The organism is Streptomyces bikiniensis, from assembly GCF_000716625.1.
In the GTDB taxonomy this organism is placed as follows: domain Bacteria; phylum Actinomycetota; class Actinomycetes; order Streptomycetales; family Streptomycetaceae; genus Streptomyces; species Streptomyces bikiniensis.
Map to the genome: position 1 here is coordinate 88656 of NZ_JNXJ01000007.1, position 22198 is coordinate 110853.

21 protein-coding genes and 1 pseudogene are annotated in these 22198 nt (G+C 71.8%); 6 read left to right on the plus strand and 16 right to left on the minus strand.

All coding sequences use genetic code 11. From position 1 onward, the window contains the following. Window positions 1–104 precede the first annotated feature (104 nt). Entirely contained in the window at window positions 105–1280 is a 1176-nt protein-coding gene (locus OO47_RS06985) for a serine hydrolase domain-containing protein (protein ID WP_030217899.1), read from the plus strand. Between the two features lie 26 nt (window positions 1281–1306). On the opposite strand, the gene OO47_RS06990 is transcribed toward OO47_RS06985, so the two are convergent. The 3 genes from OO47_RS06990 to OO47_RS07005 all read right to left on the minus strand — a co-directional run bounded on the left by OO47_RS06990 (window position 1307) and on the right by OO47_RS07005 (window position 4991). Next, the gene (locus tag OO47_RS06990) at window positions 1307–1849 is read right to left on the minus strand and encodes a hypothetical protein (RefSeq protein ID WP_030217902.1); all 543 of its coding nucleotides are present in this window, start codon (window positions 1847–1849) and stop codon (window positions 1307–1309) included. Window positions 1850–2245: 396 nt separating this feature from the next. Further along, window positions 2246–3436, minus strand: a complete 1191-nt coding sequence (locus tag OO47_RS07000) for a polyamine ABC transporter substrate-binding protein (RefSeq protein ID WP_030217908.1) — start codon at window positions 3434–3436, stop codon at window positions 2246–2248. A gap of 118 nt (window positions 3437–3554) precedes the next feature. Then, complete coding sequence (locus OO47_RS07005; protein ID WP_030217911.1) at window positions 3555–4991, minus strand: gamma-aminobutyraldehyde dehydrogenase; 1437 nt, start codon at window positions 4989–4991, stop codon at window positions 3555–3557. 205 nt (window positions 4992–5196) lie between these two features. Here OO47_RS07005 and OO47_RS07010 point away from each other — a divergent pair, with 205 nt between their 5' ends. The 4 genes from OO47_RS07010 (at window position 5197) to OO47_RS07025 (ending at window position 9128) form a co-directional block, all read left to right on the plus strand. Next, on the plus strand, window positions 5197–5688 hold the full coding sequence (locus tag OO47_RS07010) for an Lrp/AsnC family transcriptional regulator (protein WP_030217913.1): 492 nt from the start codon (window positions 5197–5199) through the stop codon (window positions 5686–5688). After that, entirely contained in the window at window positions 5673–7052 is a 1380-nt protein-coding gene (locus OO47_RS07015) for an aspartate aminotransferase family protein (protein ID WP_199812276.1), read from the plus strand. The genes OO47_RS07010 and OO47_RS07015 overlap by 16 nt, the downstream gene beginning before the upstream one ends. Before the next feature lie 214 nt (window positions 7053–7266). Then, window positions 7267–7995: an ABC transporter ATP-binding protein gene (locus OO47_RS07020; protein WP_030217919.1), complete on the plus strand. Its 729-nt coding sequence runs from the start codon at window positions 7267–7269 to the stop codon at window positions 7993–7995. Further along, window positions 7977–9128 carry a hypothetical protein gene (locus OO47_RS07025; protein WP_030217922.1) on the plus strand — a complete coding sequence of 384 codons (1152 nt, stop codon included), beginning with the start codon at window positions 7977–7979 and terminating at the stop codon, window positions 9126–9128. The genes OO47_RS07020 and OO47_RS07025 overlap by 19 nt, the downstream gene beginning before the upstream one ends. 63 nt (window positions 9129–9191) lie before the next feature. Here OO47_RS07025 and OO47_RS36025 read toward each other — a convergent pair. From OO47_RS36025 to rpsB, 11 genes and pseudogenes are all read right to left on the minus strand, one after another. Further along, a pseudogene (locus tag OO47_RS36025) lies at window positions 9192–9347 on the minus strand (dihydrofolate reductase family protein); the annotation flags it as partial. A gap of 15 nt (window positions 9348–9362) precedes the next feature. Then, entirely contained in the window at window positions 9363–10007 is a 645-nt protein-coding gene (locus tag OO47_RS34405) for a deaminase (protein ID WP_078489515.1), read from the minus strand. A 102-nt stretch (window positions 10008–10109) separates the two neighbouring features. After that, entirely contained in the window at window positions 10110–11141 is a 1032-nt protein-coding gene (locus OO47_RS07035; RefSeq protein WP_030217924.1) for an ABC transporter ATP-binding protein, read from the minus strand. Next, window positions 11141–12754, minus strand: a complete 1614-nt coding sequence (locus OO47_RS07040) for an ABC transporter permease (protein WP_030217927.1) — start codon at window positions 12752–12754, stop codon at window positions 11141–11143. The genes OO47_RS07035 and OO47_RS07040 overlap by 1 nt, the downstream gene beginning before the upstream one ends. Window positions 12755–12807: 53 nt before the next feature. Beyond that, window positions 12808–13920, minus strand: a complete 1113-nt coding sequence (locus OO47_RS07045; protein WP_030217931.1) for a thiamine ABC transporter substrate-binding protein — start codon at window positions 13918–13920, stop codon at window positions 12808–12810. 226 nt (window positions 13921–14146) lie between these two features. Beyond that, window positions 14147–15253: a 23S rRNA (adenine(2503)-C(2))-methyltransferase RlmN gene (gene rlmN, locus OO47_RS07050; RefSeq protein WP_030217934.1), complete on the minus strand. Its 1107-nt coding sequence runs from the start codon at window positions 15251–15253 to the stop codon at window positions 14147–14149. A gap of 114 nt (window positions 15254–15367) precedes the next feature. Then, entirely contained in the window at window positions 15368–16471 is a 1104-nt protein-coding gene (locus OO47_RS07055) for a phosphatidate cytidylyltransferase (RefSeq protein WP_030217937.1), read from the minus strand. Beyond that, window positions 16471–17028, minus strand: coding sequence for a ribosome recycling factor (frr, locus tag OO47_RS07060; protein ID WP_030217939.1), 558 nt, complete (start codon window positions 17026–17028; stop codon window positions 16471–16473). The genes OO47_RS07055 and frr overlap by 1 nt, the downstream gene beginning before the upstream one ends. 94 nt (window positions 17029–17122) lie before the next feature. Continuing rightward, window positions 17123–17887: a UMP kinase gene (gene pyrH, locus OO47_RS07065; RefSeq protein WP_030217948.1), complete on the minus strand. Its 765-nt coding sequence runs from the start codon at window positions 17885–17887 to the stop codon at window positions 17123–17125. Window positions 17888–18050: 163 nt separating this feature from the next. Continuing rightward, on the minus strand, window positions 18051–18887 hold the full coding sequence (gene tsf / locus OO47_RS07070) for a translation elongation factor Ts (protein WP_030217950.1): 837 nt from the start codon (window positions 18885–18887) through the stop codon (window positions 18051–18053). Between the two features lie 108 nt (window positions 18888–18995). Next, complete coding sequence (gene rpsB, locus OO47_RS07075; protein WP_030217953.1) at window positions 18996–19895, minus strand: 30S ribosomal protein S2; 900 nt, start codon at window positions 19893–19895, stop codon at window positions 18996–18998. 253 nt (window positions 19896–20148) lie between these two features. Between rpsB and OO47_RS07080 the strand changes: the two genes are divergently transcribed. Next, complete coding sequence (locus OO47_RS07080; RefSeq protein WP_030217955.1) at window positions 20149–20613, plus strand: murein hydrolase activator EnvC family protein; 465 nt, start codon at window positions 20149–20151, stop codon at window positions 20611–20613. A 97-nt stretch (window positions 20614–20710) separates the two neighbouring features. On the opposite strand, the gene OO47_RS07085 is transcribed toward OO47_RS07080, so the two are convergent. Together OO47_RS07085 and whiG are read right to left on the minus strand one after the other, a co-directional pair. Continuing rightward, window positions 20711–21277, minus strand: a complete 567-nt coding sequence (locus tag OO47_RS07085; RefSeq protein WP_030223052.1) for a TetR/AcrR family transcriptional regulator — start codon at window positions 21275–21277, stop codon at window positions 20711–20713. A gap of 53 nt (window positions 21278–21330) precedes the next feature. After that, the gene (gene whiG / locus OO47_RS07090; RefSeq protein ID WP_030223055.1) at window positions 21331–22167 is read right to left on the minus strand and encodes an RNA polymerase sigma factor WhiG; all 837 of its coding nucleotides are present in this window, start codon (window positions 22165–22167) and stop codon (window positions 21331–21333) included. Between the last annotated feature and the right edge of the window lie 31 nt (window positions 22168–22198).

A 22198-nucleotide genomic window follows, 5' to 3' on the forward strand; every position in this document is an offset into this window, starting at 1 on the left:
AACCGCCTCCGGAGGACCGCCCGCGCGGGCGATCCCCGCAACGTCCCCGGTCAGCAGGATGGAGACGTCGAGAACGACGGCCCACATCCAAGGAGTCGACCGCCATGCGCACATCCGTCCGCACCCTGCTCGCCACCGCCCTGGTCCTGGGCGTCGCCGCCGGTCCGGCGCTCGGCCCGGCCGTGGCGGCGCAACCGGCCACGGCCGCCCGCCCCGCGCAGGACGCCGGCCTCGCGAAGACGATGGCGGCGGCGATCGCGGGCCTCCCCCGCGCCGACGCGACGGCCGCGCTGGTCCGGGTCGGCGGCACGGAGGGGGCCTGGCAGGGGAGCTCGGGCGTCCGCGACCTGGAGTCGGGCGCCCCGGCGGACCCGGCGGGACGCTTCCGGGCCGGCTCGGTGACCAAGGTGTTCACGGCGGCGACCGTCCTCCTGCTCGCCGCCGAGCGCCGGATCGACCTGGACCGCCCGGCCCGCGCGTACCTGCCGGACCTGGTCCCGGCCCGCTACTCCCGGGTGACCGTCCGGCAGCTCCTGAACCACACCCACGGCATCCCGGCCGCCGACCTGCCGGACCGGACGGTGGAGGAGGCGTACGAGCACCGCTTCGACGTGCACACCCCCGAGGAGCTGGTCCGCTCGGCGACGGCGCAGCCGCGCGAGTTCCGGCCGGGGACCCGGCAGCACTACCTGAACATCGGCTACACGATCGCCGGGCTGATCGTGGAGCGGGTCACGGGCGACTCGTACGAGCGCCAGGTGGAGCGGCGGATCCTGCGCCCGCTCGGACTGGGGGACACCTACCTGCCGGGCGGCGCGTCCGAGATCTCCGGCCCGTACAACCACGGCTACCAGTCGATGCGGCTCGGCGACGGCACGACCGGTCTGCGGGACGTCTCGGCGTGGGGGACGTCGGACGCCTGGGCGGCGGGGGACCTCGTCTCGACCACGGCGGACCTGGAGCGGTTCACCCGGGCCCTGTTCGCGGGCCGGGTGGTGCGCGGGCCGCTCCTGGAGGAGATGTTCACGCTGCCGGAGGTGACGGACCTGGAGACCGGCGCCCCGGCCGCGTACTCCGTCGGCCTGTCGATGAAGCGGCTCGGCGGGCGCGAGGTGTGGGGGAAGACCGGGGGCCGCTGGGGGTACAACGCGGCGATCGGCTCGACCCGGGACGGCTCCCGGACGCTCGTCTACGGGGTCAACTCCACCGACGCCAAGGGCCGGGACGCGAACCCGACGGCACTGGGGGTGATGGTGGCGGCGTACGGCCTGCCGGACTGACCGCCGGGGCGCGCGGCCGGCGGCCGTCAGGCGGCGGGCACGGCCTCCGGGGCCGCCGTCGTCGTGGCGGCCTCCAGACGCTTGATCAGCCGGCGGACGAGGAGCAGCGGCAGGATGCCGAAGACGCCGAAGGACATGTCGACGACCGACCACCAGAAGGGGATCTCGCGGATCGGGCCGCAGATCAGGGCGAGCGGGATGATGCCGACGCAGGCGAGCATGCCGAACTCGACGACCCGGACGTTGCGGACGGGGTCGCGCCAGACGCCGTGGAAGGCGACGGCGATGACCAGGTGGGCGAAGGCCGGCCAGTCGTTGCCGTAGAGGAGGTAGGGGGCGTCCCGGTCGGCGGTCTCCAGGCCGCCCCGGACCCGGTGGATCCACTCGGCGAGTCCGGGGAGGGCGTCGGCGACGGGGGCGGCCCAGCCGGTCAGCGCGGAGTCGAGGAGGCGGAGTTCGGTGACGAGCGGGAAGGCGGTGAGTCCGCTCAGGACCAGACAGACGACGAAGAGGACCAGCCAGGTGCGGATGCGCTCGAGAAGGGCTCTCGGCCCGTTCGTGTCGGTCACGGGGACGGCGTACGCCCGCTCTGAACGCGTTCAAAAGTCAGGGGGCCATTTTTTAGAACACGTTCAAAAGTGCGGGCCGGCCGCCCCGCTCCGGGCGCGGCCACGGTCGCCCCCGCCGCGAGCACGAGCCCCGCCGGACCGCGCCCCGGCGACGGCGGCGGCGGCGATCACGCCCATCACCCCCACGGCCGCGGTGGATTCGCGCTCGTCGTCCCTCTCGGCCGCTCGCCACACCTCCTCCGGCGCCCCGGGGAAGCGCTCGCGCAGGACGGGCGGGTTCTCCCGGAGCCGGCGCGGCCCGTACGGGAGCTCCTCGGCGTCGTGAACGGCCCGGGCGAGGAACAGGCCGTACGCGGCAAGGGGGTCGAGGCGCGAGTCCGCCGTGACAGGGCCGGCTCACAGCCCCACGATCGCGTTCCACTTCTTGGCGAAGGTCAGGCGCTCCTCGGCGGTGACGTCCCGGGCGATGGCGAGCCGGCTCCGCATGGCGGAGTCGGGGAAGATCAGCGGGTCCTCGGCGAGCGCGGCCAGTTCCTCGTCGCCGGAGTCCGCGAGGACCCGCTGCGCGGCCGGTACGGGGCAGACGTAGTTGACCCAGGCGGCGAGTTCGGCGGCGACCTCGGGATCGTAGTAGTGGTCGACCAGCTTCTCGGCGTTGGCCTTGTGCCGGGCGAGGTTGGGGACCATGAGGGACTCGGCCCAGAGCTCGGCGCCCTCCTCGGGGACGACGAACTCGATGTCGGGGTTGTCGGCCCGGAGCTGGATGACGTCCCCGGAGTACGCCTGGCAGGCCAGGACGTCGCCGGAGGAGAGGTCCTTGATGTAGTCGTTGCCGGTGAAGCGGCGGATGTGCTTGGCGCGGACGAGCCGCTCGACCCGCTCGCACAGGGCGTGGAAGTCGTCCTCCTTCCAGCGGGTCACGTCGACGCCCTCGCCCATCATCAGCAGGGCGAAGGACTCGTCGAGCCCGGACAGCAGGGTGACCTTCCCGCGCAGGTCGTCGGCCCACAGCTCGTTGACGGAGCGCAGCTCCCGGCCGAGCTTCCGGCGGTTGTACGCGATGCCGGTGATGCCGGACTGCCAGGGCACGGTGTGCAGCCGGCCCGGGTCGAAGGCGGGCGAGCGCAGCTGCGGGTCGAGGTGCGCGGCGACGTTCGGCTGGGCGGCGCGGTCCATCTCCTGGACCCAGCCGAGGCGGACGAAGCGGGCGGCCATCCAGTCGCTGAGGACGATCAGGTCCCGCCCGGTCTCCTGGTGGTTCATCAGGGAGGGGCTGATCCTGCCGAAGAACTCGTCGTTGTCGTTGATCTCCTCGGTGTAGCGGACGGATATCCCGGTCCGCTCCCGGAAGGCGTCCAGGGTGGGGCGCTTCGACTCGTCGTCCTCGTCGGTGTCGATGTAGAGCGGCCAGTTGGCGAAGTCGAGGATCCGGTCGCGGGCCGAGAGGTCCCGGGCGGCGGCCCGGTCGCCCTCCTCCACGAAGGCGGCGGGCACCCCGCACCCGGCGAGCAGGGCGGCGGCCCCGGCGCCGCCCATGCCGCGCAGCAGGGACCGGCGGGACGTGTTCTTCCTGGCTGTCGCTCTCATCCGGGCAGCATCCCGGCCGGTCGCCTCCCGCGGCAATGGACGGTCCGTGCGGGCGGTACGCCGCGGCCCCGACACCCTGTCGAGCGGGGTGCCGGGGCCGCGGCCGGATTCCCGGCGACTAGCCGAGGGACGTCATCACGTGCTTGATACGCGTGTAGTCCTCGAAGCCGTAGCCCGAGAGGTCCTTGCCGTAGCCGGACTTCTTGAAGCCGCCGTGGGGCATCTCGGCGACCAGCGGGATGTGGGTGTTGATCCACACGCAGCCGAAGTCGAGCGCCTTGGACATGCGCATCGCGCGCGCGTGGTCCTTGGTCCAGACGGAGGAGGCGAGGGCGTACTCGACGCCGTTGGCGTACTCCAGGGCCTGGGCCTCGTCCGTGAAGGACTGGACGGTGATGACCGGGCCGAAGACCTCGTTCTGGATGATCTCGTCGTCCTGCTTGAGGCCGGAGACGACGGTCGGGGCGTAGAAGTAGCCCTTGTCGCCGACGCGCTGCCCGCCGGCCTCGACCTTGGCGTGGGCCGGGAGGCGGTCGATGAAGCCGGAGACCTGCTTCAGCTGGTTGGCGTTGTTGAGCGGGCCGTACGCCACGTCCTCGTCGTCCGGCTGCCCGGTCTTGGTCGCGGCGGCGGCCTTGGCGAGCGCGGAGACGAACTCGTCGTGGATGGACTCGTGGACGAGGACGCGGGTGGCGGCCGTACAGTCCTGGCCGGCGTTGAAGAAGCCCGCGCCGGAGATGTCCTCGACGGCCTTCTCGATGTCGGTGTCCTCGAAGACCACGACGGGGGCCTTGCCGCCCAGTTCCAGGTGGACGCGCTTGACGTCCTTGGCGGCCGACTCGGCGACCTGCATGCCGGCGCGGACGGAGCCGGTGATGGAGGCCATGGCGGGGATCGGGTGCTCGACCATCGCACGGCCGGTGTCGCGGTCGCCGCAGACGACGTTGAAGACGCCCTTGGGGACGATCCGCCCGATGATCTCGGCCATCAGGACGGTCGACGCGGGGGTCGTGTCCGAGGGCTTGAGGACGACGGTGTTGCCCGCGGCGAGGGCCGGGGCGAACTTCCAGACGGCCATCATCATCGGGTAGTTCCACGGCGCGACCTGGGCGCAGACGCCGACGGGCTCGCGGCGGACGATGGAGGTCAGGCCCTCCATGTACTCGCCGGCCGAGCGGCCTTCGAGCAGCCGGGCGGCACCCGCGAAGAAGCGGATCTGGTCCACCATCGGCGGGATCTCCTCGCTCGCGGTGAGGGCGACCGGCTTGCCGGTGTTCTCGACCTCGGCGGCGATCAGGTCCTCGGCGCGCTCCTCGAAGGCGTCGGCGATCTTGAGGAGCACCTTCTGGCGCTCGGCCGGGGTGCTGTCGCGCCAGGCGGGGAAGGCGGCCGCGGCGGCCTCCATGGCGGCGTCGACGTCGGCCTGGCCGGAGAGCGGGGAGGTGGCGTACACCTCGCCGGTGGCCGGGTTGATCACGTCGATCGTGCGGCCGTCGGCCGCGTCGCGGAACTCCCCGTTGATGTAGTTACGCAGCCGGCGCAGCTCGGTGGTCACTTGCCACCCCTCCTGTCACGTTCTGACTTCGCACGTCCTCGTGCGCTGTCCCGATGGGTGAGACACCCCAGCCTAATCGCTCGGCTGACGCTTTCAACAGGCCCGACCCCCCACAACTTCGGATTCAGTGAGATCTGGACCGTCACACAACGAATTACATCGCTCCGGGGTTGCAAGACCGACGAGTCTCGGTGCACAGTGAGGTGTGGCCAGTCGAAGCGCAGACTCCAGGACCGGAACCGGTTCGTCCCCGACGATCGACGCCGTCTCCCTGGCGATCATCGAACAGCTCCAGGAGGACGGTCGCCGTCCCTACGCGGCGATCGGCAAGGCCGTCGGCCTCTCCGAAGCCGCCGTGCGGCAGCGCGTCCAGAAGCTGCTCGACCAGGGCGTCATGCAGATCGTCGCCGTCACCGACCCGCTCACCGTGGGTTTCCGGCGGCAGGCGATGGTCGGCATCAACGTCGAGGGTGACCTTGATCCGGTTGCGGAAGCACTGACGGCCATGGCCGAATGCGAGTACGTGGTGATGACCGCGGGCTCCTTCGACCTCATGGTGGAGATCGTCTGCGAGGACGACGACCACCTGCTGGATGTGATCAACAAGCGCATCCGCACCCTCCCCGGCGTGCGCTCCACCGAGAGCTTCGTCTACCTCAAGCTCAAGAAGCAGACCTATATGTGGGGAACCCGATAGCCGTGAGCAAGGACCTCTCCAAGACCGCCTACGACCACCTGTGGATGCACTTCACCCGCATGTCGTCGTACGAGAACTCGCCCGTTCCCACCATCGTGCGTGGCGAGGGCACCTACATCTTCGACGACAAGGGCAAGCGCTACCTCGACGGTCTCGCGGGCCTCTTCGTGGTCAACGCCGGACACGGCCGCCAGGAGCTGGCCGAGGTCGCGTACAAGCAGGCCCAGGAGCTCGCGTTCTTCCCCGTGTGGTCGTACGCGCACCCCAAGGCCGTCGAGCTGGCCGAGCGCCTCGCGGACTACGCCCCGGGCGACCTGAACAAGGTCTTCTTCACCACCGGCGGCGGAGAGGCCGTCGAGACCGCCTGGAAGCTCGCCAAGCAGTACTTCAAGCTGCAGGGCAAGCACACCAAGTACAAGGTCATCTCGCGCGCGGTCGCCTACCACGGCACCCCGCAGGGCGCCCTGTCCATCACCGGCCTGCCGGCCCTCAAGGCCCCCTTCGAGCCGCTGGTCCCCGGCGCGCACAAGGTGCCGAACACCAACATCTACCGCGCCCCGATCCACGGCGACGACCCCGAGGCCTTCGGCCGCTGGGCCGCCGACCAGATCGAGCAGCAGATCCTCTTCGAGGGCCCCGACACCGTCGCCGCCGTCTTCCTGGAGCCGGTGCAGAACGCCGGCGGCTGCTTCCCGCCGCCGCCCGGGTACTTCCAGCGGGTCCGAGAGATCTGCGACCAGTACGACGTGCTCCTCGTCTCCGACGAGACGATCTGCGCCTTCGGCCGCCTCGGCACGATGTTCGCCTGTGACAAGTTCGGCTACGTGCCGGACATGATCACCTGCGCCAAGGGCATGACCTCGGGCTACTCCCCGATCGGCGCCTGCATCGTCTCCGACCGCATCGCGGAGCCGTTCTACAAGGGCGACAACACCTTCCTGCACGGCTACACCTTCGGCGGCCACCCGGTGTCGTCGGCGGTCGCCATCGCCAACCTCGACATCTTCGACAAGGAGGGCCTCAACCAGCACGTCCTGGACAACGAGGACGCCTTCTTCTCGACGCTGAAGAAGCTGCACGACCTGCCGATCGTCGGCGACGTCCGCGGCAACGGCTACTTCTACGGCATCGAGCTCGTCAAGGACAAGGTCACCAAGGAGTCCTTCACGGACGAGGAGACCGAGCGCGTCCTGTACGGCTTCCTCTCCAAGGCGCTGTTCGACAACGGCCTGTACTGCCGTGCCGACGACCGCGGCGACCCGGTCATCCAGCTGGCCCCGCCGCTGATCGCCGACCAGGGCACCTTCGACGAGATCGAAGGCATCCTGCGCTCGGTGCTCACCGAGGCGTGGACCAAGCTCTAGCGGAACCTCACGCCGCCCTCACGGCGTGACACCACGGCCCGGGCCTGCCCGCCATCCGAGTGGATGGCGGCGGCCCGGGCCGTGTGCTGTCCCTACGAACCGATCCGAATACTTACGGTGCCGAGTGACCGACAGGCCCGTCCTTCGTTCACCCGTACGGGGGAAACCCCCCTCCGTACGGGGGACACAGATCGGATCGACAGAGGTGTACGCGATGGCCCCACCGGACAACGACGTGCTCTGGGCGCGTTCCCTGCACTGCACCCTGGACGGCTCGGAGGCCCTCAGCGGCGTCTCCCTCGGCGTCCGCGAGGGCGAGATCCTCGCCCTGACCGGTCCGCGGGGCAGCGGCAAGACCACCCTCCTGCGCTGTCTCTCCGGCCAGCTCGTCCCCCAGGAGGGCGAGGTCTGGTTCAACAGCGGACCCGTGCACACCCTGAGCCCCGCCCGGCGCGAACAGCTCCGCCGCGAGCGCTTCGGCTGGATCGGCCCCGAACCCGGCCTCGTCCCCGAACTCACCGGCTGGGAGAACACCGCCCTGCCCCTGCTGCTGCGCGGGGTCCCCCGCCGCGCCGCGAAGACCGCCGCCCTGGAGTGGCTGGACCGGCTCGACGCCGGGGCCTGCGCCCGCAAGCGCCCCCGCGCCCTCACCCAGTCGCAGCGCCAGCGGATCTCGATCGCCCGCGCCCTCGTCACCACTCCCCCGGTGCTCTTCGCCGACGAACCCACCGCCGGCCTGCACCGCGCCGACGGAGCCCAGGTGCTGCGCACCCTGACGGCCGCCGCCCGCTCGCACGGCATCACCGTGGTCCTCGCCACCCACGACGCCGAGGTCGCGGCGCTCGCCGACCGCACGGTCGCGCTCCTCGACGGACGCCGGGCCGGCACCGTACCCCCGGCGACCGGGGCGGAGGGCGTCGCCGCGTGCTCGCTCTCCGTCTGACCCGGGGCGCCCACCCCCTCGTCCTGGCGCGCCGGCTGCTCGTCGCCGCCGCGTCCGCCGGGGTGGGCTTCCTCCTGCTCTGCGCCCTCGGCCACGCCCTCGGACACCCGGAGCAGGCCTCGGCCTCGGCGCTCCGGCTCCTCTGGTGCGTCCTGCCGCTCGCCGCCGCCGTCCAGTTCGCCGTCGCCGTGGCCCGCACCGACCCCAGCACCCGGCCGCGCCCCGGGCTCTCCGCGATCGGCCTCGGACCGGCCCGGCTGACCCTGCTCGCCGCCGCCTCGACGGCCGTCACCTGCGCGCTCGGTTCGGCGGTCGCGCTCCTGCTCTATCTGCACCTGCGCGGCGACCTCACGGGCCTGCCCTTCGACGGGGCGGCCGCCGGGCTGCTCGCCGGCGACCAGCCGGTGCCGCTCGCGGCCGTCCTCACCCTGCTCGCCGTCGTCCCCGTGACCGCCGCCACGGCCGCGGCCCTGGCCCTGCGCCCGCGCACCGCGCCACCCGCGGAGGACGTCAAGGACGAGACCATGCCGTCCGGCCTTCCGTGGGGCGTCGCCCTGGTCGCGATCGGCCTCGCCGTCGAGACGTACGCGGGCCGGGGCGGCGGCGGGGACGGCCTCCCGCTGCCGGGCCGCTTCGACGGCAGCCCGGCGGCCGTCCTGGCCGGCTGGGTCCTCACCGCGATCGGCCTCGCGACGGCGGGCCCCGCCCTCGTCCACGGCTGCGGCCGCCTCCTCCAGACGGCCCGCCCCGGCGCCGTCCGGCTGCTCGCGGGCCGCGTCCTGATGACGGAGTCCCGCCGTGTCGGCCGACCGCTCGGCGTGGTCTGCGCGGTGCTCTCCGGCCTGCTCGCGACGGCCTCGCTGTACGAGTCGGACACCGGCTCCGACGCCTTCGGGCCGCTCACCGGCCTGGGCGCCACCCTGATCCTGGCCTGCACCGGCGCCACGCTCCTGACCGCGGCCCTGGAGTCCCGGCAGGACCGCGCGCCCGTCACCGAGGCCCTCGTACGCGTCGGCGCCCCGCCCGCGACCCTCCGCGCGGTGGCCCTCCTGCGCGCAGGGGTCCTGCTCGCCGTCTTCCTGCCGCTGACGTGGGCGGTGGCGGAACTGGCGGCGCTGCCGCTCAGGGGGTGACCGGGCCCCGTACCGGCGGCGCTGCCCTTCGGAAGGAGACCCGGCCCCGGCCGGGTCCCGCGCTCACTTCCGCCAGAACAGGTGGTGCGTGACCGTGCCGCCCGGGCTGGGCACGACGTCGCGGTGGTAGCGGTCGAGGAGTTCGTCGGGCGACTCCCAGAGCCGCGAGCCGCCGCCGAGCACCACCGGCGAGACCGCCACGTGCAGGGTGTCGACCAGGGCCTGTCCGGCGGATCAGGGTCGGGTGGGCCGCGGCGTCTGGTGCGGTGGCTCGCAAGGCGCCGGAGCGTCTCGACAGCGGAGCTGTCGGGGCGTTTCGGCAACGCGGCGAGGTGCCGTGCCGGGCGTCGCGGCCCCGGCCATGATCCGCCGGACAGGCCCTGGGCCGGCGTCGAGGAACGCCCGGATGGTGGCGGCCCCGCCGCCAAGCCGCACGTCCTTGCCGTCCGCCGCCTCCCGCGCCGCCGCGAGGGCGGTGGCCGGGTCGGCGTCGAGGAAGTGGAACGTGGTGCCGCCGAGCGCGAACGAGGGGCGCGGGTGGTGGGTCAGGACGAACACCGGGGTGTGGAACGGCGGCTCGTCGCCCCACCAGCCGCGCCACTCGTGGTCCCGCCAGGGCCCGCGCTGGGGCCCGAACTTGTTGCGGCCCATGATCTCGGCGCCGATGTTCCGCCCGTAGTCCCGCGTCAGGTAGTCGTCGAGGCCGCGGCTGCCGCCGGGGTCGGTGCGCCGGGGCCAGCTCGCCGTGGCACCGGCCCAGGCGAACATCGCCTCCGGGTCCGCGTGCCCGAAGGGCCGTTCGAGGGTCTGGCCCTCCCCGGCGCCGTACCCGTCGGACGAGACGTTGAAGTTCTGGACTCTGAGCAGCTGCTGGGCCATGGGTTCCTCCGGTGCGGGACCTGCGGGACGTACGGGCGGCGAAGGCTCCGTACGTACGGAGGACTCCCCCGGCGGGCGGAACTCATCGGTCCGGCACACGCCCTACGGCGTGTCGTCGCCCAGCACCACCACGTCCTCCGGCCGGAACGCGAGCCCCGTCTCCGTGCCCTCCTCGGGCGCGTCCCGCAGCGGGAGTTCGGCCTCCAGAGGCGGGCCGCCGGCCGGCCGGAGCCGTACGACGACATGGCTGCCCCGGAAGGTCCACGACTCCACCGTCCAGGCCGGCGCGTCCCCGGCCGCCGGGACCGGCCGCACTCCGCCGGGGCGGACCAGGAGCCGCCGGTCGCCCTGCGGGGAGCCGTCCGGCACCGGGACCTCGCCCCAGGCGGTCTCGGCGACCGTGCCGGTGACCCGGGCGGGCACCACGTTGTCGAAGCCGAGGAAGCGGGCGACGAACTCGGAGGCCGGGCGGCGCCACACCTCGACGGGCGTCCCCGACTGGGCGATCCGCCCGTCCCGCATGACCACGACCCGGTCCGCGAGCGCGAAGGCCTCGCCCTGGTCGTGGGTGACGGCCAGGACCGTCGTCCCGAGCCGCCCGAAGAGCTGCCGCAGCTCCACGACGAGCCGCTCCCGCAGACCCCGGTCGAGCTGGCCGAGCGGTTCGTCCAGCATGAGGAGCCGGGGCCGGGGCGCGAGCGCCCGGGCCAGGGCGACCCGCTGCTGCTCGCCGCCGGAGAGCGCGGCGACGGACCGCCGCCCGGCGCCCGGCAGGCCCACGAGGTCGAGCAGCTCCCGCACCCGCTCCGCCCGCTCGGACTTGCCGTCGCCCCGCATCCGCAGCCCGAAGGCGACGTTGCCGCCGACGTCCCGCTGCGGAAAGAGCTGGTGGTCCTGGAACATCAGGCCGACGCCCCGTCGGTGCGTCGGCACCCCGGCCTGGTCGGCGCCGTCCAGGAGCACCCGGCCGGCGTCGAGCGCCTGGAGGCCCGCGACGGCCCGCAGCAGCGTGGACTTGCCGCTGCCGCTGGGGCCGAGCACGCACACGGTCTCCTGGTCGGCGACCTCCAGGTCCACGGCGTCGAGCACGGCCCGCGCCCCGAACCGTACGGTCGCCCCGTCGAGTCTCAGCATCAGAACTCCCCGGAGGTCCGGTCGGTGCGGAGCCGTTCGAGCAGCAGCAGGGACACCGCGCACACCACCATCAGAATCGTCGAGAGGGCCATCGCCTGGCCGTAGTTGAGCTCGCCGGGCCGGCCGAGCAGCCGGGCGACCGCGACCGGCAGCGTCGGGCTGTCGGGCCGGGCGATGAAGACGGTCGCGCCGAACTCTCCGAGCGAGACGGCGAACGCGAACCCGGCCGCGATGAGCAGCGCCCGCCGCACCAGCGGCAGGTCCACCTCCCGCCAGGCCCGCCACGGCGAGGCGCCGAGCACGGCCGCCGCCTCCCGCAGCCGCTCGTCCACCGCGCGCAGGACCGGCAGCATCGTCCGTACGACGAAGGGGACGCCGACGAGGGCCTGCGCGAGGGGGACGAGGATCCAGCTCGCCCGCAGGTCGAGCGGCGGTTCGTCCAGCGTGATGAGGAAGCCGAAGCCGACGGTGACGGCGGATACCCCGAGCGGCAGCATGAGGAGCGCGTCGAAGCCCCGGACGAGCCGCCCGGCCCGCCGGGTGAGGGCGGCCGCCGCGAGCCCGCCGATGACGACGGCGATGGCGGTGGCGGCCAGCGCGTACCGCAGCGAGTTCCCGATCGCCTCCAGGGGCGGCACCAGGAAGGTCCCGCTCTCGTCCAGCGAGCCGAGCGCCCGGTAGTAGCCGAGCCCGTACCCCCCGGGGCCGGCGAACGACCGCTCCACGAGCACTCCGAGCGGCAGCAGGATCAGCAGCGCCACCGAGAGGAGGACGCCGCCGAGCAGCGCCCACTGCCCGGCGCCGCGCGGCCGGCGCGCGGTCCGCTCCGGCGGTACGAGCCGCAGCGCGGTCTCCCGCCGCCGTACCGTCCACGCGTGCAGCCCGAGGATCGCGCCGACCGCGGCGAACTGCACGAGGGTGAGGACGGCCGCCGTCGGCAGGTCGAGCAGCCGGGCGGTCTGCCGGTAGATCTCCGCCTCCAAGGTCGTGTACGCGTCCCCGCCGAGGATCTGCACGACGCCGAAGGAGGTGAAGGTGAAGAGGAAGACCATCAGGGCCGCCGCCGACACGGCCGGGACGAGCGCGGGCAGCGTCACCGTCCGCCAGGCCGTGAGGCGGGAGGCGCCGAGGACCCGGGCGGCCTCCTCCTGGCGCGGGTCGAGCTGCGCCCAGAGGCCGCCGACGGTCCTGACGACGACCGCGTAGTTGAAGAAGACGTGGGCGAGCAGGATCGCCCACACGCCGGTGTCGAGCCGCAGCCCCCACAGCTCGTCGGTGAGCCCGTTGCGGCCGACGAGGGCCAGGAACGCCGTTCCGACCAGGACCGTGGGCAGCACGAACGGCACCGTGACCACGGCCCGCAGGACGCTCTTGCCGGGGAAGTCGAAGCGGGCGAAGACGTACGCGCCGGGCAGGGCGACGAGCAGGGTGAGGCCGGTGGAGGCGAGCGCCTGCCAGGCGGTGAAGCCGAGCACGTCGAGGATGTCCGGCCGGCTCAGCGTCTCGCCGATCCGGCCGAACCGCCAGTCGCCGCCGGGCCGCAGCCCCCGGTCCACGATGGACACGACGGGCCACGCGAAGAACACCGCGAAGAACGCGACGGGCAGGGCCATGAGGCCGAGCCGTGCCGCGTTCCCGCGCGGGTCGCGTCCTGCTCCGGCGCGCCTTACTTCAGGACGAGCGACGACCACTGCTGGATCCACGCGTCGCGCTTCTCGGCGATCTTCCCCGGCTCCATGGTCTCCGGCTTCCCCACGACCACGCCGTGCTTCGTGAACAGCTCGGGCAGGGCCGCGTCCTTCGCCACCGGGTTGACGAACATCTGGAGCGGCATGTCCTCCTGGAACTTCTTCGAGATCAGGAAGTCGATCAGCGCCTTGCCGCCCTCGGGGTTCTTCGCCCCGTTCAGCAGGCCCGCGAACTCGGTCTGCCGGAAGCAGGTGCCGGTGGAGACGCCGGTGGGCGCCTCCTTCGGCTGCGGCTCGGCGTACAGCACCTCGACCGGCGGGCTGGAGGCGTACGAGACGACGAGCGGCCGGTCGCCCTTGGCCTGCTTGCCGCCAGCCGAGCCGGAGAACTCCTGGTTGTAGGCGAGCTCCCAGCTGTCGACCGTCTTCACGCCGTTGGCCCTGAGCTTCTTCCAGTAGTCCTGCCAGCCGTCGTCGCCGTACTTCGCGGCCGTACCGAGGAGGAAGCCGAGGCCCGGGGAGGACCGCTCCGGGTTCTCGACCACGAGGAGGTCCTTGTACTCGGGCTTCGCCAGGTCGTCGAAGGTCACCGGCGGCGCCAGCTTCTTGTCGGCGAAGTACTTCTTGTCGTAGTTGACGCAGATGTCGCCGGAGTCGATCGGGGTGACCCGGTGCTCCTTGTCCAGGTGGTACTCCGCCGGAATCCGGTCGAGCCCCTTCGCCCGGTATCCGGCGAAGATCCCGTTGTCGAGGGCGCGGGAGAGGAGGGTGTTGTCGACGCCGAAGAAGACGTCGCCCTGCGGGGAGCCCTTGGTCAGGATCTCCTTGTTGACGGCCTCGCCGGCGTCGCCGGCCTTGAGGACCTTGACGGTGAAGCCGGTCTGCTTCGTGAACTCGGCCAGGACCTCCTTGGAGGCGTTGAACGAGTCGTGGCTCACGAGGGTCACGGTCTTCGGCGCGGGCGCACCGGACTTGCCGGCGGCCTCGCCGGTGTCGTCGGTGCCGCAGGCGGCGAGGGCGGTGACGCCGAGCGCCGCGAGGACCGCGACGGCGGCCTGCTTCCTGGTGCTCGCCGGGTTTCTGGTGCTCACTGAGTTTTCCTCCTGGGTGGGACCAGGAAGAGACGCGGCCCCGCCCGCGACCGGCGGACCGGACGCGGGCAGGGCGCAACAGCTCGAGTTACGACCGAACTCCCTACCCAGAATGACCTGGGCGAGGTTCAGAGGGTCTGCGGTCTGACGGACACCGCACTCTCAGCGCTGTGGCGCTCCCCTGTCGGAATGACTATGAAGATGTGTTCGAGCTCAGAGTACAAGGTCAGCGTTCGGCGGCCGCGAGCTGTCCACAGGCGCCGTCGATCTCCTGTCCCCGGGTGTCGCGCACGGTCACCGGCACGCCGTGGCGGGCGATGGCCTCCACGAACGCCTTCTCGTCCTCCGGGCGGGAGGCGGTCCACTTCGACCCGGGCGTCGGGTTCAGCGGGATCAGGTTGACGTGCACCCGCTTGCCCTTGAGCAGCCGGCCGAGCAGGTCGCCGCGCCAGGCCTGGTCGTTGATGTCCCGGATGAGGGCGTACTCGATGGAGATCCGGCGCCCGGACTTCTCCGCGTACTCCCAGGCCGCGTCCAGGACCTCCCGCACCTTCCAGCGCGTGTTGACGGGCACGAGGGTGTCGCGCAGCTCGTCGTCCGGGGCGTGCAGGGAGACCGCGAGGCGGCACTTGAAGCCCTCGTCGGCGAAGCGGAGCATGGCGGGCACGAGCCCGACGGTGGAGACGGTGATGCCGCGCTGGGACAGGCCCAGGCCGTCCGGCTCGGGGTCGGTGAGGCGGCGGATGGCGCCGACGACCCGCTTGTAGTTGGCGAGCGGCTCGCCCATGCCCATGAACACGATGTTCGACAGGCGGGCCGGGCCGCCGGGGACCTCTCCGTCGCGCAGGGCCCGCATGCCGTCGACGATCTGGTGCACGATCTCGGCGGTCGACAGGTTCCGGTCGAGGCCGGCCTGTCCGGTCGCGCAGAACGGACAGTTCATCCCGCAGCCGGCCTGCGAGGAGATGCACATGGTCACCCGGTCCGGGTAGCGCATGAGCACCGACTCCACGAGCGTGCCGTCGTGCAGCCGCCACAGGGTCTTGCGGGTGGTGTCGTCGTCGCACGAGATGTGCCGCACCACGGACATCAGGTCGGGCAGCAGCTCCCCGGCCAGCTTCTCCCGCGCGGCGGCCGGGATGTCGGTCCACTCGGCGGGGTCGTGCGCGTACCGCGCGAAGTAGTGCGTGGACAGCTGCTTGGCGCGGAAGGGCTTCTCGCCGATCGCGGCGACGGCCTCCTTCCGCTCGGCGGGCGTGAGGTCGGCGAGGTGCCGCGGCGGCTTCTTGGCTCCGCGGGGGGCGACGAAAGTGAGTTCTCCGGGCTTGGGCATGGTGCTACCAGTGTCGCAGAGATACGAAGAAGGGCCCGCCGCCCTTGTGGACAGCGGGCCCCTCCCGGAGGAACACCCTGTGGACAACGGGCCCCTCGCCCGAAGAACCGCAGGTCAGCCGGTACCGACGAACAGCGCGAAGAACAACCACACCACCGGCGCCGTCGGCAGCAGCGAGTCCAGCCGGTCCATGATGCCGCCGTGGCCGGGCAGCAGCGTGCCCATGTCCTTGATGCCCAGGTCCCGCTTGATCATCGACTCGCCGAGGTCGCCGAGCGTCGCGCTCGCCGCCACCGCGAGGCCGAGGACCAGGCCCTGCCACCAGGCCCCGTCGTCGATCATGAACTGCATGCACAGCGCGCCCGCCGCCATCGCGAACGTCACCGCGCCGACCAGGCCCTCACGGGTCTTGCCGGGGCTGATCCGCGGTGCCAGCTTGCGCTTGCCGAAGCGCCAGCCGACCGCGTACGCCCCGGTGTCGCTGACCACCGTGAGGATCAGGAAGGTGAGGACCCGCTCCGGGCCGTCGTCCGCGGTCAGCATCAGCGCCACGAACGTCGCCAGGAACGGCACGTAGAACGCGGCGAACACGCCCGCCGTGACGTCCTTCAGATAGCCCTCGGGCGGCTCCGTCATGCGCCACACCAGGACCGCGAGCGCCGTCAGGGCCGTCGCGACCCAGGCGCCCTCGGCCCCGCGCACGTACCCGGCGACGACCATCGCCGCGCCGCCGATCGCGAGCGGCACCAGGGGCGCCTTGATCTGCTTGCGCTCCTGGAGCCGGGAGGTCAGCTCCCACAGTCCGACCACCACGGCGACCGCGACCACTCCGACGAAGGCCGCCTTCCAGATGAACAGAGAGGCGATGATGACGGCGCCGAGACCGACCCCGACCCCTATGGCCGCGCCCAGGTTCCGCCCCGCGCTCTTCTTCTGCCGTGGCGCCGGCGGCGCGGGCGGCGGAGGCGGGGTGCGGCTGGGCATGGGCTCCTGTGGGTGCTCGTGCGGGGTCTCGTCGCGGAACAGGGGACCGCTCGGGTGAGCGGCCCCCCGGCCGTGACCGTCCTGGAATCCGCCGGCGGGAACGTCGGGCACGATGGGCATGGGGCGAGTCTGCGCCGCCGGGCGCCCCTCGTGGGCGGGACCCGCCGGGGCGGGCCCCTGGTGGGGTCCCCCGCGGCCGTGACCGGCCGGGGCATCCCAGGAAGAGTCGTTCATCAGACCTCGAGCAGCTCGGCTTCCTTGTGCTTGAGCAGCTCGTCCACCTGCGCGACGTACTTCGCGGTGGTGTCGTCGAGCTCCTTCTCCGCGCGGCGGCCCTCGTCCTCGCCGACCTCGCCGTCCTTGACGAACTTGTCGATGGTCTCCTTGGCCTTGCGGCGCACCGAACGGATCGAGATCTTCGAGTCCTCGGCCTTGCCCTTGGCGACCTTGATGTAGTCGCGGCGGCGCTCCTCGGTCAGCTCGGGGAACACCACCCGGATGATGTTGCCGTCGTTGCTCGGGTTGACGCCGAGGTCGGAGTCGCGGATCGCCTGCTCGATGTTGCGCAGCGCGCTCTTGTCGAACGGGGTCACCACGGCCATCCGCGGCTCGGGCACCGAGAAGGACGCGAGCTGGTTGATGGGCGTGAGGGCGCCGTAGTAGTCCGCCACGATCTTGTTGAACATCGCCGGGTGCGCACGGCCGGTGCGGATCGCGGCGAAGTCCTCCTTGGCGACCACGACGGCCTTCTCCATCTTCTCCTCGGCCTCGAGGAGGGTCTCTTCGATCACCACATGCTCCTGCGTGTCGTCGCGTTGTGTCCTGCACGGTGTACGACCGGCAGGGCTGTCGTCCAGCCCCGTGCGGGGCGGTTCCCGGTTCGGGTCAGGCCCGGGTGCCCTGGTCGCTCACGAGCGTGCCGATCTTCTCACCCTTCACCGCGCGCGCGATATTGCCCTCGGCGAGCAGTTCGAAGACGAGGATCGGGAGGTTGTTGTCCCGGCACAGGGTGACGGCGGTGGCGTCGGCGACCTTGAGGTCACGGGCGATCACCTCGCCGTACTCGAGCGCGTCGAACTTGACCGCGTCGGGGTTCCGCTTCGGGTCGGAGTCGTACACGCCGTCGACGCCGTTCTTGCCCATGAGCAGGGCCTCGGCGTCGATCTCCAGGGCGCGCTGGGCGGCGGTGGTGTCCGTGGAGAAGTACGGCATGCCCATGCCCGCACCGAAGATGACCACGCGGCCCTTCTCCAGGTGGCGCACGGCGCGCAGCGGGATGTACGGCTCGGCGACCTGGCCCATGGTGATGGCGGTCTGGACGCGGGAGTCGATGCCCTCCTTCTCCAGGAAGTCCTGGAGGGCGAGGCAGTTCATCACGGTGCCGAGCATGCCCATGTAGTCGGAGCGGGCCCGGTCCATGCCGCGCTGCTGGAGTTCGGCGCCACGGAAGAAGTTGCCCCCGCCGATCACGATCGCGATCTCCGCGCCGTCGCGGACGACGGCCGCGATCTCACGCGCGATGGCGTGCACGACATCGGGGTCGACGCCCAGGCCGGTACCGCCGGAGAAGGCTTCTCCGGACAGCTTCAGCATGTAGCGGCCGGCCTTTTTGCCGTTGTTGTCGTCGCCCTGTACGGCGCCCTGGTTCATGGAGCTCTCCTCGTGCACATACGAAGGAGGCCATTGCCTTGGGTCCTCGCGGTATCCCGTGCGGCAATGGCCTCCTCGTCAGATCTGCGGTCGTCCTGCGCGGGCGCGGACGACTGCTTCAGACCCTACCGGGGTCCGGTGTCCGTCGCGTTCGCGACCGGACTCAGATGCCGACCTTGATGCGGGTGAAGCGCTTCAGGGTGACACCGGCCTCGTCCAGGATCTGCTGGACGGACTTCTTGTTGTCCAGGGCGTACGGCTGGCCGAGCAGCGTGGCGTCCTTGAAGAAGCCGTTGACGCGACCCTCGACGATCTTGGCGATCGCGGCCTCGGGCTTGCCCTCGGCGCGGGTGGTCTCCTCGGCGATGCGGCGCTCGGACTCGACGACCTCGGCCGGGACGTCCTCACGGGTGAGGTACTTCGGCGCGAAGGCGGCGATGTGCTGCGCGACGCCCTTGGCGACCTCGGCGTTCTCCTTGTCGAACTCGACGAGGACACCGATCTGCGGCGGGAGGTCGGGCATGGTGCGGTGCATGTACGCGGAGACGTAGCCGTCGGCGTACTGCGCGAAGCGGTCGAGGACGATCTTCTCGCCGAGGTTGGCGTTGGCCTCGTCCACGAAGGCCTGCACGGTCTTGCCGGGCTCGATCTCGGAGGCGAGCAGGGCCTCCAGGTCGGCCGGGGCGGTGGCGGCGACGTGCGCGGCCAGCTGGGCGGCGACGGCCTGGAACTTCTCGCCCTTGGCGACGAAGTCCGTCTCGCACTTCAGCTCGACGAGGACACCGGAGGTGTTGTCGTCGGCGATGAGGGAGACCACGGCGCCGTTCTCGGCGGAGCGGCCCTCGCGCTTGGCGACGCCCTTCTGGCCCTTGATGCGCAGGGCCTCGACGGCCTTGTCGACGTCGCCGTCGGCCTCGTCCAGGGCCTTCTTGCAGTCCATCATGCCGGCGCCGGTGAGCTCGCGGAGCTTCTTGACGTCAGCGGCGGTGTAGTTCGCCATGAGTCTGTTTCTCTCTCGAAGTCTGAAAGATCGGGCGGATCCACGGGAGGACGGCGGGGGCTTCGTGGGCCCCCGCCGTCGTCACCGAAGGACCTGGGTCCTGAAGGGTCAGGCCTGCTCGGCGGCCTCGGCCGGAGCGTCGGCGGCCTCGGCGTCCGCGACCTTCTCGGTCTCGGCGGAGGTCTGGACCTCGGCGGCCTCGGCGGCGGCCGGTGCCTCGTCGGCCTTCTTCTCACCCTCGAGCAGGTCGCGCTCCCACTCGGCGAGCGGCTCGCCCTGGGCCTTCTCGCCCGGCTTCGAGTCGCCGGTCGCGGCGCCGGAGCGGGCGATGAGGCCCTCGGCGACGGCGTCGGCGATCACGCGGGTGAGCAGGGTGACGGAGCGGATCGCGTCGTCGTTGCCCGGGATCTTGTAGTCGACCTCGTCGGGGTCGCAGTTGGTGTCGAGGATCGCGACGACCGGGATGTGGAGCTTGCGCGCCTCGCCGACGGCGATGTGCTCCTTCTTGGTGTCGACGATCCAGACGGCGCTCGGCACCTTCTGCATCTCGCGGATACCACCGAGGGTCTTCTCCAGCTTGGCCTTCTCGCGGGAGAGGACCAGGAGCTCCTTCTTGGTGAGACCCGAGGCGGCGACGTCCTCGAAGTCGATCTGCTCGAGCTCCTTGAGGCGCTGCAGACGCTTGTAGACGGTGGAGAAGTTGGTGAGCATGCCACCGAGCCAACGCTGGTTGACGTACGGCATGCCGACACGCGTCGCCTGCTCGGCGATGGCCTCCTGGGCCTGCTTCTTCGTACCGACGAACATGATGGAGCCGCCGTGCGCGACGGTCTCCTTGACGAACTCGTAGGCGCGGTCGATGTACGACAGCGACTGGAGCAGGTCGATGATGTAGATGCCGTTGCGCTCGGTGAAGATGAAGCGCTTCATCTTCGGGTTCCAGCGACGGGTCTGGTGACCGAAGTGGACGCCGCTCTCCAGCAGCTCCCGCATCGTGACGACGGCCATGGCCGTATCTCCTTGGGTTTCTCGGTTGTGTTCCTGACGCCCCGGCGCGCCATGCCCACAAGGGACCGAAAGGCGCTGCCACCGTCGGAGGACCGTGGCGGGGCGTGCGAAGTCGACCCGGTGACCCGAGTCGCCATAGGAAGTGTACGGGACCCCGGGGGCAGCGGGTGACGGCACTGTCCACAACCGGTGAGTAGTCCACAGAAACCGCCCGCGAACCGTGCGAACCGGACGCCCGGGAGAGCCTTTCCCCATGCACTTCACGACGACCTGGTTCACGGCCCTGCTCCTGGCCCTCGGCTCCTACTGGCCGGTGGGCGGCCCGCCGCCGCCCGAGATCGTCCGCGGCTGGCAGCCCCCGCCGGGCCCGTACGCGGCGGGCCACCGCGGCGTCGACCTCGCCGCCCCGCCGGGCACCCCGGTCCTGGCCCCAGTGACGGGCACGGTCACCTTCGCGGGCCCGGTCGGCGGCCGGGGCGTCCTCACCCTGTCCCTCCCGGGCACGGGCACTCCCCCGCTGCGCACGACCTTCTCCCCGGTGACCCCCCTGGTCCCGGCCGGCACCACCGTGCCCGCGGGCACCCCGATCGCCCGGGTCACCCCGGGCACCCACTGCCCGCGGACCTGCCTCCACTGGGGCCTCCTCAGAGGCGACCGGTACCTGAACCCACTGCTCCTGACGAGAAGGGGGCCATCGCGGCTGCTGCCGCTGGAGTAAGCCTGGAGTGATGGATGAGTGATGCGTGGTGGAGGGGTGGGGGGAGGGAGGGTGGGGGGGGAGGGGCGGGGGAAGCCCCCGGATTTTCTTCGGGCGGTCAGGCCGGGGGGCCGTTGACGCCGTGGAGGGCCATCGTGACCGCCGCTTCGGTGATGTCCGCGGGGTCTTCGGCCGCGCCGAGTTCGAGGCGGCGGACGGCGGCGTCGACGACGCCCTGGAGGAGCATGGCGGCCAGGCGGGGCCGGGGCCGGCCGAGGGCGGCGAGCGCTTCGACCACCATGGAGACGAGGCCGCCGTGGGCCGCGCGGATCTTCTCGCGGGCGCCGTCGTCCAGCTCGCCGGCGGAGATGGCGACGACCGCGCGGTGACGCCGGTCCCCGACCAGTTCCAGCTGCTTGCGGACGTACGCCTCGATCTTGCCCTGGGGCGTCTCCGCGTCGGCCATGGCCAGCTCGACCTCGGCGGCCCAGACCGGGAAGTCGACGGCGCACAACTCCTCGACGACGGCGGCGCGCGATCGGAAGTACTCGTAGACCGACGAGCGGGCCAGGCCCGTGCGCTCGGCGAGCGCGGGGAAGGTCAGCGCCTCCGTCCCGCCCTCGGACAGCAGGGAACGCGCGGCGTCCAGCAGGGCGCCGCGCTGCATCGTCCGGTGCTCGGCCACGGAGGCCGCTCGAATCCTGGGCACGGCTCCACTGTACGACCGGACCGCCGTGCTCAGCGTCCGACGTCGGCCAGCTTGGCCCGGAGCTGGAGGACGGACTTGGTGTGGATCTGGCTGACGCGGCTCTCGGTGACGCCGAGCACGTGGCCGATCTCGGCGAGCGTGAGGCCTTCGTAGTAGTAGAGGGTGACGACCGTCTTCTCGCGTTCGGGGAGCGTGTTGATGGCGCGGGCGAGCAGTCGGCGCAGCTCGCGGTCCTCGGCGATCTCGACGGGGTTGTCGGCGGCCGTGTCCTCCAGCGTGTCCATCAGGGAGAGCCGGTCGCCGCCCTCACCGCCGACGTGTAGCAGCTCCTCCAGGGCGACCACGTTGGCCAGGGACAACTGGCTGAAGACCGAGTGCAGTTCCTCCAGTGTGATGTCCATCTCCGCGGCGACCTCGCTCTCGGAGGGGGTGCGGCGGAGCTGGGCCTCCAGGGTGGCGTAGGCACGTTCGACGTTGCGCGCCTTCTGGCGGACGGAGCGCGGGATCCAGTCGAGGGCGCGGAGCTCGTCGATCATGGCGCCGCGGATGCGGGTGATGGCGTACGTCTCGAACTTGATGGCGCGCTCGACGTCGAACTTCTCGATGGCGTCGATGAGGCCGAAGACTCCGGAGGAGACGAAGTCGGCCTGCTCCACGTTGGAGGGCAGGCCGACGCTGACCCGTCCCGCGACGTACTTGACGAGGGGCGAGTAGTGCAGGATCAGCTGCTCCCGCAGCCGCTCGTCGCCCGTGTCCTTGTACGAGCGCCATAGTTCGTCGAGGGAGGTCGGTGCCGGCGGTCGCACGGTGCCCCGGGCTGCTGGGGGCACCGCAGCGCGGTCAGACCCGGAGGTGTGCTGGGGCATGCGTTGCCTTGAGCCGTTCTGCTGTGGGGTG